This is a genomic window from Burkholderia territorii (assembly GCF_001718335.1).
In the GTDB taxonomy this organism is placed as follows: Bacteria; Pseudomonadota; Gammaproteobacteria; order Burkholderiales; family Burkholderiaceae; genus Burkholderia; species Burkholderia territorii.
In genome coordinates, this window is the sequence record NZ_CP013366.1 from 989,486 (window position 1) to 1,002,785 (window position 13,300).

The 13,300-nt window shown below is 66.2% G+C and carries 14 protein-coding genes; 6 read left to right on the forward strand and 8 right to left on the reverse strand.

All coding sequences use genetic code 11. The annotated features are described in order from the left end of the window. Positions 1-74 precede the first annotated feature (74 nt). Positions 75-1,217: a porin gene (locus WS51_RS15255; protein ID WP_059448183.1), complete on the reverse strand. Its 1,143-nt coding sequence runs from the start codon at positions 1,215-1,217 to the stop codon at positions 75-77. Positions 1,218-1,729: 512 nt separating this feature from the next. Further along, positions 1,730-1,993: a hypothetical protein gene (locus WS51_RS15260; RefSeq protein WP_059448184.1), complete on the reverse strand. Its 264-nt coding sequence runs from the start codon at positions 1,991-1,993 to the stop codon at positions 1,730-1,732. A 393-nt stretch (positions 1,994-2,386) separates the two neighbouring features. Between WS51_RS15260 and WS51_RS15265 the strand changes: the two genes are divergently transcribed. Both WS51_RS15265 and WS51_RS15270 read left to right on the forward strand, forming a co-directional pair. Next, complete coding sequence (locus tag WS51_RS15265; protein WP_059448185.1) at positions 2,387-2,590, forward strand: cold-shock protein; 204 nt, start codon at positions 2,387-2,389, stop codon at positions 2,588-2,590. Between the two features lie 160 nt (positions 2,591-2,750). After that, positions 2,751-3,878, forward strand: a complete 1,128-nt coding sequence (locus tag WS51_RS15270) for an exonuclease domain-containing protein (protein ID WP_059448186.1) — start codon at positions 2,751-2,753, stop codon at positions 3,876-3,878. Between the two features lie 35 nt (positions 3,879-3,913). On the opposite strand, the gene WS51_RS15275 is transcribed toward WS51_RS15270, so the two are convergent. Both WS51_RS15275 and WS51_RS32535 read right to left on the reverse strand, forming a co-directional pair. Continuing rightward, positions 3,914-4,507 (reverse strand): chorismate mutase, encoded by a 594-nt coding sequence (locus WS51_RS15275; RefSeq protein ID WP_059507125.1) that lies wholly within the window; start codon positions 4,505-4,507, stop codon positions 3,914-3,916. 220 nt (positions 4,508-4,727) lie between these two features. Next, positions 4,728-4,874 (reverse strand): hypothetical protein, encoded by a 147-nt coding sequence (locus WS51_RS32535; RefSeq protein WP_009690993.1) that lies wholly within the window; start codon positions 4,872-4,874, stop codon positions 4,728-4,730. 196 nt (positions 4,875-5,070) lie between these two features. Between WS51_RS32535 and WS51_RS15280 the strand changes: the two genes are divergently transcribed. The 4 genes from WS51_RS15280 to WS51_RS15295 all read left to right on the forward strand — a co-directional run bounded on the left by WS51_RS15280 (position 5,071) and on the right by WS51_RS15295 (position 9,668). Beyond that, positions 5,071-5,460 carry a DUF2946 domain-containing protein gene (locus WS51_RS15280; protein WP_059543675.1) on the forward strand — a complete coding sequence of 130 codons (390 nt, stop codon included), beginning with the start codon at positions 5,071-5,073 and terminating at the stop codon, positions 5,458-5,460. Between the two features lie 127 nt (positions 5,461-5,587). After that, positions 5,588-7,942, forward strand: coding sequence for a TonB-dependent receptor (locus WS51_RS15285; protein ID WP_069229403.1), 2,355 nt, complete (start codon positions 5,588-5,590; stop codon positions 7,940-7,942). Beyond that, positions 7,930-9,189, forward strand: a complete 1,260-nt coding sequence (locus WS51_RS15290; protein ID WP_069229404.1) for a sialidase family protein — start codon at positions 7,930-7,932, stop codon at positions 9,187-9,189. The genes WS51_RS15285 and WS51_RS15290 overlap by 13 nt, the downstream gene beginning before the upstream one ends. Continuing rightward, positions 9,186-9,668, forward strand: coding sequence for a thioredoxin domain-containing protein (locus WS51_RS15295; protein ID WP_059448191.1), 483 nt, complete (start codon positions 9,186-9,188; stop codon positions 9,666-9,668). Before WS51_RS15290 ends, WS51_RS15295 begins: the two co-directional genes overlap by 4 nt. Before the next feature lie 89 nt (positions 9,669-9,757). Here the strand turns inward: WS51_RS15295 and WS51_RS15300 are convergent, their stop codons facing one another. From WS51_RS15300 to WS51_RS15315, 4 genes are all read right to left on the reverse strand, one after another. After that, positions 9,758-10,012 (reverse strand): GlsB/YeaQ/YmgE family stress response membrane protein, encoded by a 255-nt coding sequence (locus WS51_RS15300; RefSeq protein ID WP_059448192.1) that lies wholly within the window; start codon positions 10,010-10,012, stop codon positions 9,758-9,760. Between the two features lie 231 nt (positions 10,013-10,243). Then, a complete protein-coding gene (locus WS51_RS15305) occupies positions 10,244-10,456 on the reverse strand; it encodes a hypothetical protein (protein ID WP_059448193.1) in 213 nt (70 codons plus the stop codon). After that, positions 10,453-12,186, reverse strand: coding sequence for an FAD-dependent oxidoreductase (locus WS51_RS15310; RefSeq protein WP_069229405.1), 1,734 nt, complete (start codon positions 12,184-12,186; stop codon positions 10,453-10,455). Before WS51_RS15310 ends, WS51_RS15305 begins: the two co-directional genes overlap by 4 nt. A 175-nt stretch (positions 12,187-12,361) precedes the next feature. Further along, complete coding sequence (locus tag WS51_RS15315) at positions 12,362-13,171, reverse strand: helix-turn-helix transcriptional regulator (protein ID WP_059807390.1); 810 nt, start codon at positions 13,169-13,171, stop codon at positions 12,362-12,364. Positions 13,172-13,300 lie beyond the last annotated feature (129 nt).

A 13,300-nucleotide genomic window follows, 5' to 3' on the forward strand; every position in this document is an offset into this window, starting at 1 on the left:
AGCCGAATACGACGAGCGCCCCGTAGGGCGCTTCGTCATGATGGTCCCGGCCCGGCGGGGGCCGGGACCATCGCTCAGAATCGGTGGCGCATGCCGGCCGTGACGGCGATCTGCTTGTTCGTCGACGACGCGGTGCCGAGCCCGTTGATGTTCGCGCCGAGCGCCAGGCCGTCCGCGTTGACTCGCTGGTACTCGCCCTGCAGATACACGTCGGTGCGCTTGGACAGCGCATAGTCGGCCTGCAGGTTGAACTGGTGCCAGCTCGGCGTCTGGCCGTCGAGTCGGCCGTCGGTGTACGTGTAGGAGCCGGCGAGCGAGAATGCCGGCGTCAGCGCGTAGCGGCCGTTCACTTCGTAATTGTTGAAGCGCGTGCCGCCGGCGAGCGGGATGCCGCCCGTCACACCGGACTGCCCGGCGCTGATCCGGGCCGAATCGGTCAGGCGCGTCTGCGTGAACACGAAGCCGGCCGTCGCGGGCCCGAACGCGTAATTGAGACCCGCGCCCCAGGTGCGCTGCCGGCTGGCGGCGAACGTCCAGTCGCCGGCCACCGCGCCCGGATCGCTTGCCGCGAGCGACAGTGCGTTGATGTTGTTGTTCAGCTGCATGTACGCGGCCGCGACGTTGAAACCCATGAAGCTGTACGACGCGCCCACGCTGTATGCGCGGTTGTTCGAGAAATCGCTGGAATTCGAGAAGCCGTACAGCGCGCCGAACTTCAGGCCGCCATAGTTGGCACTCTGATACTTGACCGAGTTGTTGATCCGGAACGAATTGTTCAGGTTATCGTTGTCGAACGGGTGCGCGAACTGCGTACCGCCGTATTGAGTGCCGGTCAGCGACAGCGGGCCGAGGAAATCGACGACGCTGTCGTATTGGCGGCCGAGCGTGAGCGAGCCGTAGCTCTCGTGTGCAAGCCCGACGAAGGCCTGACGACCGAATTCGCGGCCGTTCTGCTTGAGTGTGCCGTTGTTGATCCCGAAACCGTTTTCCAGCGTGAAGATCGCTTTCAGTCCGCCGCCGAGATCCTCGGTGCCGCGCAGCCCCCAGCGGCTGCCGTTGATCGAGCCGCTCGTCTCCTGCCACGCGCTGTGACCACCCTGGTTGTTCGTATAGGTAATGCCGGCATCGATCAGGCCGTACAGCGTGACGCTGCTTTGCGCATGGGCGGCGGTGGCACACACGCCGGTCAATGCGGCGACGATCAGGGGCTTTTTCATGATCTGTCTCCAAACAGGATGGTATCGATCGAACCTGCTGCGGGCATCGGCGGCATCGCGGGTTGGCGACGCCGTGCGCGTAGAGCGCGGCACCCTCGTCGGAAATCCATTTGCAGTGTACGGATTCGCGCGGGGGCAGAAGAAAATTGCTTCTGGCAATACAGTATTTTGAATCTCGCAAGAATGGCTGGGTGGGCGGAGAGGCCCGGCCATCAAGGCTTTGCCGCAACGCAGCAGATCAAGAAGGTGCTCAGGACTGCGTAACGGATGTCAGCGACGTTGCGCGATCGCGACAGGCGGCCAGCGGCGGCCGAGAGCGGCCGTAGCGCCATTATTGACACATCGGCAATAGAGGTTTGTGTGGAGCATGGATAATGAAAGGATGTTCTCTCGCTATACTGCGATCTCTGCTTTCCGAAGCAGACTTTTTCGTTGACGGAAAAGATCTCCAAACCTTTGTCGGCGCGACTTCCCAGTCGCGCTTTTTTTTGCCTGCGTTCCTGCCGGATTCCCTATTGCGCGTACGAGCGTCGCTTGCGCTTGCCCGTTGGCGGCGTGTCGTGGGCATCGGCCTGCGGTGGCGTGTACGTCCAGTCTTCCATCACGTAGTGGCGAGCGTCCAGCGGTGACGCCAGCAGGTTCTGCCAATGATCGCCGTGCCAGGTCGGGTCGAACTCGGTGTCGCACGGCTTTTCACGGGACTCGGCCAGCGCGCGGGACTTGCGGCGTACGCGTGCGAGCCGACTCGCGAAGCGTTTGATTCCGTCCAGCCACATGACCTTCTCCTTCCATTGCATTGCCCCAGCATCGCAACGTCCGACGCTCTTAGCAATCCGGAAAAAACCCGAGGATTTTACCGCTCCGATTTGTCCCCGGTAGGTTTTTCATCATTTCGATTATGCGTGATTGACATCCCGGTAACATTGACAGGTTTTTGATGCGGATCAATTAATAAAAGGCGATGGTGTACCGATTCCAGCGGTATTGACGTTTTTTTGATAAAGAAACCGCCAAAAATTTCCTTGACGCACCCGGATTGTCCAATTTATAAAGTCAGCACTCCGTCCCCGGGCGGAGCGCTGGGGGGAGTATCGGCGCGCCGTTGCGGGATGTCGGGAGGCGGCTATAAACAGTAGCTTTTTTGATCTAAACGAGTGGGGAACGAAGGTATGGATACCGGTATCGTAAAATGGTTTAACGATGCTAAAGGTTTCGGTTTTATTACGTCCGACAATGGCGGCGAAGATTTGTTTGCGCACTTTTCCGAAATCCGGATGGAAGGTTTCAAAACGCTGAAGGAGAACCAGCGCGTTTCCTTCGACGTGAAAATCGGGCCGAAAGGCAAGCAGGCAGCGAATATCCAGGCGGTGTGACGCGCCACGCATTGCCGATCACGTCCGGCCCCCGCAGCGCGGGGGCTTTTTGTTTTTCCGGGGCACGAAAACCCGTGACCGGCGAATCGAATCCGTTTCGGACTGTCGCGAACACGCGTGCCGGTGCATACTCACGGAAGCATCGCTTCTCCGTCCTTTCATGTCCGACTTCAGTCCGTCCGATCCCGCCTGCGAACAGCCGCTCGTCTTCGTCGACCTCGAAACCACCGGCGGCTCGTCCGCCGAGCACCGCATTACCGAAATCGGCGTGGTCGAAATCAGTCCGCTCGGCGTATCGACATGGACGACGCTGGTCAATCCGGGGCAATCGATTCCGCCGTTCATCCAGCAACTGACGGGCATTTCCGACGAGATGGTGCGCGACGCGCCGTCGTTCGCGTCGCTCGCGCCCGGGTTGTTCGAGCGGCTCGACGGCAAGCTGTTCGTCGCGCACAACGCGAGCTTCGACCGGGGCTTCCTGCGTGCCGAATTCGAACGCGCCGGCTTCGCATTCAATCCGGACGTACTCTGCACGGTGCGGCTGTCGCGCGCGCTGTTTCCGCGGGAGGCGCGACACGGACTCGATGCGCTGATCGAACGCCACGGTCTCGTCCCCGCCGCCCGCCATCGCGCGCTCGCGGATGCCGATCTCCTCTGGCAGTTCTGGCGGCAATTGCACGAGATCGTGCCGCTCGAGCGTCTGCGCGACCAGATTGCACGCACCACGCGCCACTTCCGCCTCGCGGGCGGCATGACCGAAGCGTGGCTCGATACCGCGCCGGCCGGATGCGGCGTGTACGCGCTGTTCGGGGAGGGCGACGAAGCGCTGTACGTCGGCCGCAGCGTGCGCGTGCGGCAGCGCTTGCGCGCGCTGCTGACCGGCGAGCGGCGCTCGTCGAAGGAAATGCGCATCGCGCAGCAGGTGCGGCGCGTCGAATGGCGGGAGACCGGCAACGAACTCGGCGCAATGCTTGCGGAAGCGCAGTGGATCGCTCGCCTGCGTCCGTCATACAACCGGCGTCCGGCCGCCGAAAGCGCCCGTGCGGGCCATGCACCCTGGCCGTTCGGCGGCCCGGTAACGTTCGAGGCGAGTGGCGAGCGCCGGCTGTTTCACGTGATCGACGGCTGGCGCTATCTGGGCGTGGCCGAGTCGCTCGATGCGGCGGCCCAGCTTGCGGCTGACGGCGCGGACGGCGCGTTCGAGCCGCATACGCATCGCTTGCTGCAGACGCATCTCGCGCGCGGCCTGCAACTGGTTCCGCTAGCGGCACTCACGCCCGCCGACTGAGCATCCCGGCCGCAGCGTGCAATGGCCGTGCGCCGTCAGCCGATCGCGCTGGCGCCGCCGGCCGAGCAGACGTGCGACAGCGCGACGCCGAGCGCCTGCGTCTGGCTCGGGTCGTAGCGGGTGAGCGTCTTCCAGTTTGCGATGCTGCGTGCAAGCCGCGCCTGGCAGTCGGGCGCGTCGCGCAGCGGGGCGACTTGTGCGAGGCCGGCCAGCATTTTCTGCGTGAGCCGGTCGAGCGCCGGGCGCGTGCTGGTCGCGAGATCGGGCGGTGCGCCTTCCGGCGGCCGCGTCGCGCGCCACGCGGCAAAGAGCGCGTTCTGCACGTCCTTGCTGGCGGCGATCTGATCCTCGAAGAACGTACGCGCGAATGCCGGATCCACGCCGGACTCTCCGGCGCGTTTCTCGACGGACGCAAGCAATGCCGCTTCGCGCGGCCGGTCTTCGATTGCCTTGTGGTTCGCCCATTTCCATCTCGCGACGGGTTCGGCAAGCGCGAGCCGCTGCGATGCGAGCGCGACGAGGTTGGTGAGTGCGGTATCGTCGCCGTCCGCGCGCGCGACGTGCGGCGACGAAAGAAGGGCGACACCGAGCGCGGCGACAGCGACGCTGGCACGAATGGCTTGTTTCATCGGAACGATCGGGAGAACCGGGCGGGCCGGAAGTGGAAAACCAGAAGAATAGACGAAGATAGTCGCGCGGCGGAACGACGCGACAGAAGAATCAGCGGACGCGCCGATCCGGCACCGTCAGGCCGTTGCAGCCCGGGTGCGAAGCGATCTGCGCCGAAAACGCAGCGATGAACCGCACGATATCGATCGACACGCGGCGGTTACGGAACGGAACGCAGGTTCACTTCGGCGAGTACAGCTTGTGCTGCTCGTCGAAGAATGCCCGCACATGCTCGGGCAATTCGGCGAGGAATTCCACGCCGACAGGTTCCGGATCCGGGCTCATCACTTGCTCGGGCGGGGGCATGCGGGTTGGTCTTTCGTCCATGGTCATTTCTCCAGCAGGTTCAATGATTATCAACCTCGTGCTTGGATTTATGCCAGTGGCGAATCGTTAGATTTTGTCTCTGTTGTATTAACGGCACATGCGCTGCGGCGCGCCGTGCGATGCCGGCTATTGCATCACGCGCATCGCAACAATCGGACCGCTTGTTATACTTGCGCGCACTTTTTCCTGGACCGCAATGAAACGAACGACGCGATGGATCGGCCTCGTATGGTTGGCGCTCGTACTGAACGTACTGTCGCCCGTCATCGGCTATGCGCGTCTCGCATCGACCGGTTCCGGCGAGCTCACGCTCGAATTGTGCAGTGCGGCAGGCGCGCGTCAGATCGTCCTCGCGCAGCCGGACGACGACCGCGGCACGTCATCGTTCGACCATGCCGGCGTGCCGCACTGCGTGTACTGTCCCGGCTTCGCGGCGAACGTGGCGCTCGGTGCGAGCCTGCCTGCGTTGCCGGGCTTCGTGCGCGCGTTCGCGTACCGTGCGGCCACCCCGGTCGTTCCTGTTTTTCCCCGCAAGGGCATCCGTCTCGCGCAGCCGCGCGGCCCGCCTGAAAACGTCCCGACCTGATTGATATCGTTCGCGCGCCCCGGTGGCGCGCGTGCCGCCCGCGGCCCGGTCCGCGCGCCGCGCCGCATGCGCGCGGCGCGTCGACTCGTGCCCGGCGGCGTCCAGTCACGTTTTCAGGAATTCATCCATGTCGTTCACCTTCGCCGCGCGCCCGCCGCGCGGCCGGCTCGCACTCGCGTGCGCGGCCGCTTTTGCGTGGCCGGCCGCGCACGCGGCCACGCTCGATGTCGCATCCGCCGACCCGCTGCCGGCAGGCGCCGGCGCCCCGGCCGATCATGCCGCCCCGGTTGCCGCGGTCACGCCCGCGTCGACGGGCGACACGCTGACGGCCGTCAGCGTCACCGCCCGGCGGCAACCCGTCGATCCCGATACGCCGGCCGTCGTCGAATCGGTCACGCGCGAGCAGATCGACGCGCACACCAACGTCACCACCGAGGACGCGCTGAAATACGCCCCGAACCTGATGGTTCGCAAGCGCTACATCGGCGACCGCAACAGCGTGTTCGCCGGCCGCGACTTCAACGAATTGCAGAGTGCGCGCGGGCTCGTCTACGCCGACGGCCTGTTGTTGTCGAACCTGCTGGGCTCGAGCTATGCGTATCCGCCGCGCTGGTCGCTGATCGCGCCCGACGATATCGCGCGCGTCGACGTGCTGTATGGTCCGTTTTCCGCGCTTTACCCCGGCAATGCGATCGGCTCGACCGTGCTGCTGACGACGCGACGCCCCGATGCGCTCGAGGCATCGCTGTCGACGCAGTTCTTCACGCAGCGCTATCACGATGGCTACGGGTTCGCGGACAGCTTCGGCGGCAATCACCAGACTGCGCGAATCGCGAACCGCGTCGGCAAGTTCTGGTTTTCGTTGTCGCTCGATCGGCTCGAGAACGACGGCCAGCCGATGCAGTATGCGAGCCCCAATTCCGCCTACAACCCGAAGCTCGGCGCCGCGGTGCCCGTATCGGGGGCGGCTGCCGACATCGGACCGAACGGCAAGCCGCGCACGATCGTCGGCGCGCAGAACATCGAACGGACCGAGCAGATCAACGAGACGGTCCGGATGGGCTACGCGTTCACGGACCACGTCGACGCGACGCTGACGCTCGGGCATTGGGAAAACCATTACCGGCAGCACGGCGAAACCTTCCTGCGCGATGCGGCCGGCAATCCCGTCTACGGCGGCAACGTGTCGATCGGCGGCCGCAACATGACCGTCGCGCCGAACGCGTTCGCGCCACAGCGCGGCGACCAGGAGAACTGGCTGTACGCGCTCGGCCTGAACGGCCGGCTCGACTCGGGCTGGCGGCTGTCGGGCGTGGCGTCCGCGTACGACGTGTCGCGCGACGTGCTGCGCGCGGCATCGACCGTGCAGGGCGGTGCGGGTACGCTGTTCCAGGGCGACGGCACGGGCTGGCGCACGTTCGACCTGAAGGCCGAGGCGCCGGAAGTGAAGGGCCACGCGTTCACGTTCGGCTATCACTACGACAACTATTTCCTGCGCAACGTCACGTACAACACGGCCGACTGGCTGGCCGGGCCGACGACGTCGCTCGCGAGCGTGTACCAGGGCGACACGCGCACGCAGGCGCTGTTCGCGCAGGACGCGTGGCGCTTCGCGCCCGGCTGGCTCGCGACCCTCGGCGTGCGCTACGAACGCTGGGATGCATACGGCGGCGCGCTCGGCAACGCCACCGGCACGCTCGGCTACGCAGGCCGCAGCGCGAATGCGCTGTCGCCGAAAGTCGCGCTGCAATGGGACGCGACGGACGTCTGGCGCTTGCGCGTATCGTTCGCGACCGGCACGCGCTTCCCGACGGTCGGCGAGCTGTTCCAGGGGACGATCTCGAACAACGCGATCGTCAACAACAACCCGAACCTGCGGCCGGAAAAGGCAATCGACTGGGACTTCACGGCCGAGCGCGACGTGGGCGTCGGCGTCGTGCGCGCGAGCGTGTTCCAGAGCGACCTGCGCGATTCGATCTACAGCCAGACGACGGTGTCGGGCGCGTCGAGCATCACCAACATCTCGAACGTCGATCGCGTGCGCGTACGCGGCGTCGAGCTCGCATTCAGCGGCCAGAACGTCGTGCTGCGCGGGCTCGACATCGACGCGAACGTGTCGGCAGGCAATGCGCAGATCCTGGCCGACACCGCGAATCCGGCATACGTCGGCTCGCGCTTTCCGCGCATCCCGCGCATGCGCGCGAACCTGCTCGCGTCGTATCGCTTCGATGAACACTGGCTCGCGAGCGTCGGGGTCCGCTACTCGGGCCGCCAGTTCAATACGCTCGACAACAGCGACGTGAATCCGGACGTGTACGGCGGCACGAGCATCTTCACGGTCGTCGACCTGAAGGCGCGCTACCGCTTCGACCGTCACTGGACCGCGTCTGTCGGCATCGACAACGTGACGGACCGCCGCTACTACGTGTTCCATCCGTATCCGGGCCGCACTTTCTTCGGAGAACTGAAATGGTCGCTGTGAAATCGTTCGCGGCGGGCTGCGTGTTGTGGGTCGCGGCGTTGTCGACTGCCGCCGCGCACGACGCTCCGGGTGCCGCCGATCCGCATGCCGCGCACATGGGCATGCACGCCGCGCCGGCGCAGCAGAAGCAGCCGCTGGCGACCGGCGCCGCATTCGACGTGCGGCATCGGCTGTGGGTCGCGTGGGTCGAAGGCGCGCATGTCGTCGTCGCGCACTCGGATGACGCGGGCCGCACGCTGTCCGCACCCGCGACCGTCAACGCGATGCCCGAGCCGATCTACACGAGCGCGGAGAATCGCCCGAAGATCGCGACGAGCCCGGATGGTCGCGCGGTGTACGTATCGTGGTCGATGCCGCTCGATGCGCCGTACACCGGCATGGTGCGCTTCTCGCGTTCGCTCGACGGTGGCGCGACCTGGAGCGTGCCCGTCACCGTGCATCGCGACCGGCAGGCGATCACGCACCGCTTCGACATGATGGCGGTCGATCCGGCCGGCAACGTCGTTATCGCGTGGATCGACAAGCGCGATCTCGTCGCGGCGAAGGCAGCGGGGCAGGCGTACGAAGGTGCAGCCGTCTACTACGCGGTGTCGCGCGACGGCGGTGCGTCCTTCGAGCCCGAGCGCAAGGTGACCGATCACACGTGCGAATGCTGCCGGCTCGCGATGGCGATCGATCCGGCGGGACACATCGAAGCCGTGTGGCGCAACGTGTTCCCGGGGCAGATCCGCGACCATGCGCTCGCGGCGTTGCCCGTGTCTGCGTCGGAGCCTGTCGTGCCGATGCGCGCGACGTTTTCGAACTGGCATGTCGAAGCGTGCCCCGAGCATGGGCCGGCGCTCGCGATCACGCCGGACGGCACGCGGCACATCGCGTGGTTCGGCGTGGTCGACGGGCGAGCGGACGTGTTCTATTCGCGCATCGACCGCGATGGCCGGCCGCTCGGCACGCCCTGGGCGTTCGGCGCGAATCCGGCGGTGCCGGCCGAGCAGGCGTCGCATGCGGCGCTCGTCGCACGCGGCGATGTGGTCTGGCTCGCATGGAAGGCGTTCGACGGCGACACGATGCACATCAAGCTGCGCCGCTCGGACGATCGTGGCGAGCATTGGTCGGCGCCGCGCGAGATCGCGTCGACGTCGGGCGCGAGCGACAACCCGCAGCTGCTCGACGATGCGGGGCGCATCTACCTGTCGTGGCGCACGCGTAACGACGGCTACCGGCTGATTCCCGTGGAGGGCGTGCAATGAAGCGATGGATGATTCTGCTCGGCGCGATGCTCGCGGGCGTGCCGGCGTGGGCCGGCGAACTGCAGCCGCTGCGCGCGGCCGAGGTCCGGCAGTTGTACGCGACGGCGCACGAACGGCCGCTCGCGGTCGAGATCTGGTCGCTCGATTGCGGCTACTGCCGCGAGAACGCCGCGCATCTGGTCGCGTGGCAGCGCCGACATCCGGACGTGCGGCTCGCGATGGTTTCGATGGACGCGTTCGACGACAGCGGCGCTGCCATCGCACAGGCGCTCGCGCACATGAACCTGCCGCCGCAGGTCGCGCAATACGCGAACGCGGAGCCGATGCCCGAGCGTCTGCGCGCGGCTCTCGACGAGAAATGGCGGGGAGAAATGCCGCGTACCGTATGGATCGGCAGCGATGGCGCACGCGACGCGCGCAGCGGATTGCTGACGACCGACGTGCTCGACGGCTGGTTGCAAAGCGGCAAGCGCCGGTAAAACCGGAAGGCGGCACGCGGCGCAATGCCGCGTGCCGCTTCGATGCAATTGCGAAACGAAAACGCGCCCGAAGGCGCGTGAGAAGATCGTCAGGCCGCGCGCCTGAACAGCCGGATCACGAACAGCAGGATCACGGCGCCGATGACCGCGACGACCACCGAGCCGATGAAGCCGCTGCCGATGCTGATGCCGAGCAACCCGGCAAGCCAGCCGCCGATCACCGCGCCGACGATACCGACGATGATGTCGACGATCAGGCCGAACCCGCCGCCCTTGACGAGCAGGCCCGCCAGCCAGCCGGCGATCGCGCCGATGATGAGCCACATAATCAAGCCATGAGTCATGGTGATCCTCTCCTTGTGTTGAGTCGAAATGACCGGACGTCGGCTGTTTCACCGCAAGCTGCGTGAAAGCGGTATGCGACCCGCCGCGCCGCCCACGCAATGTAACGCGATAGACGGGTCGGAATCGTTAAGTAATGTTATGCACCCTTAACGGGTTTTTCCAGAGGATTCGTCCGGCTTCGAAATGAATTTGTAAGGAAGGCGTGGTCGCCGCGAGCGGAGCGTCATGTGTCATTGTCCGTGCGTCGGCGCCGGTGCACCCGTGTCGGGCAGGCCGTCGCCGGCGTCGGCGATCAGGCGGGTGACGGTCGCCGCATCGCCGATCGCCTCGATCGCGAGCAGCGCGAAGCGGGCGAGGAAGAGCGACGCATCGGTTTCGCCGATGCGGGTCATCGTGCGGCACAGGTCGGTATAGAGGATGTCGCGTTCGGTGTCGGTCATCATGCGTTTTCCTGAAGATCGGCTGACGGGTGCGGATGGAGCGCGCGCGTGAGCGCTGCCCTCAGGTCGGCGGGGCGTGCATCGTGCCAGCGGCCGAGCACGTGTCCGTCCGGACGCACGAGATAGACGGTGCCGTCGCGCGCGCCGTACATGTCGAACAGCCGGCCGTCGGCATCGTGGCCGCCACATCCCGCGTGTTGCGGCACCGCGTGCCGCGCAAGCGTGACCAGCGCGAACGGTATGCCGGCGTCGTGCAGTCGTTGCTCGAGATCGGAGAACGCCGGATCGGGCGCACCATCGTGCGTGAAGCGGAACGCGGTGAAGCCCGAGCCGACGAGATCGGTCAGGTGGCCGCGACGCGCGCCGTCGTCGTTGCCGATGTGCAGCATCAGCGGACACTCCGCGAGCACCGAGCCGGGCGGCGGCCCGGCCGAGAACGCATCGCGTTCGTCCGCATTGAGCGGCGACGCCGTGTACGCGATGGCCGACGTCTGACGCGGATTGATCAGCGAACGCAACGCCGGATGCCGCACCGCGAGCGTCAGCACGGCCTTGCGCATCAGCTCGAACGCGAACGACGGCGGCGCCATGAACTCGGTGCTCTTGGTGCCGTAGCGCAGATTCTCGTGCGTGGCGAACACACGTTCGTCCGAGTAGCTGTCGAGCAGCGCGTCCGACGCGAGGCCGCGTATCACGTACGCCAGTTTCCACGCGACATTGTCGGCGTCGTCGATGCCCGAGTTCGCGCCGCGCACGCCGAAGATCGGCACGAGGTGCGCTGCGTCGCCGCAGAACAGCACGCGGCCGTGGCGGTAGCGCTCGAGCGTCAGCGCGTTCGCCTTGTAGATCGTGATCCAGATCGGCGACCAGTCGCCGCGCTCGCCCATCATGTCGAGCAGGCTCTGCACGCGCGGAATCACGTTCTCGGGCCGCACGGCCGCTTCGGGATCCTCATCGTCGCGCAACTGGTAGTCGATCCGCCATACGTTGTCGGGTTGCTTGTGGACGAGCACCGTCGAGCCCGGGTTCGATGGCGGGTCGAAGTAGGCGAGCCGTTCGGTCGGCCGATCGCTGTCGAGCGCGATGTCGACGATCACGTAACGGCCTTCATAGCGGGTGCCGTGCAGCGACAGGCCGAGCGCGTCGCGCATCGTGCTTCGGCCGCCGTCGCATGCGACGATCCAGTCGGCATCGAGCGCATAGCCGCCGAGCGGCGTATCGACGTCGACGCGCACGCCGTCAGTGTGCCGCGTGACGCCCGCGACCTTCGTCTGCCAGCGGATTTCGATGAATTCGGGGCGGCGCAACGCGGCATCGAGCAGGAACTGCTCGATGTGATACTGCGCGAGGTTCACCATCGGCGGCAGCTTCTGGTTTTCGTCCTGCGGCATCGTGAAATGCAGCACTTCCTCGTGACGATAGAAGCTGCGTCCGCCGCTCCACGGCAGGCCGACGCCGAGAAATCCGTCGAGTGCGCCGAGCCGCTCGATGATCTCGAGACTGCGTCGCGAGATGCAGATCGCGCGGCTGCCGTGACAGACCGAATCATCGGCTTCGAGCAGCACGCTGCGGATGCCATGATTGGCGAGGCCGAGCGCGACGGCGAGGCCGACCGGCCCGCCGCCGACGATCGCGACGCGGTGCCGCTGCACGTCGACACCGTCGCGGCAGGCCGGCAGCTGCGCGGGATGGCGCGCGGCGACGAACGGATATGGCTTGAATTCGATGCCCATCGTTGGCTTCCAGGTTGCACGGGTTGAATGCGCACGCGCGACGGCGCGATGCGTGCGGCAGGCTGGATGCAGTATGGAAGCCGGACCGGGCACCGCTGTCCCCATTCCGGGTACAAGGCGAGGCTGGCGGTGGGGCAGGACATACCCTGACGCGGTCAGGGGCGGCGCGCGCGGCTCAGGGTTGCAGGCACAGCGCGAACAGCTGGCGCTGGCTCGAGATGCCGAGGCGCCGATACGCGCGTTTCTGGTAGGTGACGACGCTCGATGCCTTCACGCCGATCGTTTCGCCGATCTCCTGGGCGGTCTGGCCTTCGAGCACGCCGCGCAGCACGTCGAGTTCGCGCTTGGAGAGCGCCGGGCACGCGCTGCGCAGCCGCGCGAGCATCAGTTGCGGGATGCCGACCTGTGCCGCGCCGGCGAGCGCGTAGTGATGTTGCGCGGCCTGCGCGATCAGCGGAGCGAGCGTTTCGATCACCGCGATCTCGCGCGGCTGGAACGCGCCGCTGCGCTGCGCGCGATACAGGTTGATCGACAGCCAGGTCGAGTCGTTCGGCTGCATCAGCAACGCGAGGCGATCGGACACGTCGGGGTCGCGGTAGCACGCCGCGCGATAGGCGTCGTGGCGGATCTCGTCGCCGGCCTGCTGATGCAGCATCACGCCGCGATGGTGCGTGCCGCGACCGGCGGCCGAGACGATCTTCTGGTTGCCGTCGAGCGCATAGAAATGTCGCGCATAGGTGTCGGCGACGTCACGCAGGTAGCGGCCGCCGCGATGATCGGCGACCGACAGGGTGCGTGGCCGATTGCCGAACTCGTACGCGAAGATCGTGCACTGCGTGACGGACAGCGCATCGTCGAACAGCTTCAGGATTTCCGCGGCGAACGCATTCGGCTCGCCGCCGCCGATCGCGGTGACGAGACCGGTTGCGCGCGACACGTCCAGGTGTCCGCCGAGGTTCGGTCGTTCGAGGCGCCAGATGCGCATGATGCGGGGAAGGGCCGGTGGTTCGGCGATTGTAATCGGCGGCGCGCGGGGCGGGAGTCGGGGGATGCCCGCAAGCGGACATGACGGGGAGGGGGCGCACGGCCTTGTGTATCGCAATCGTGGCCGGAA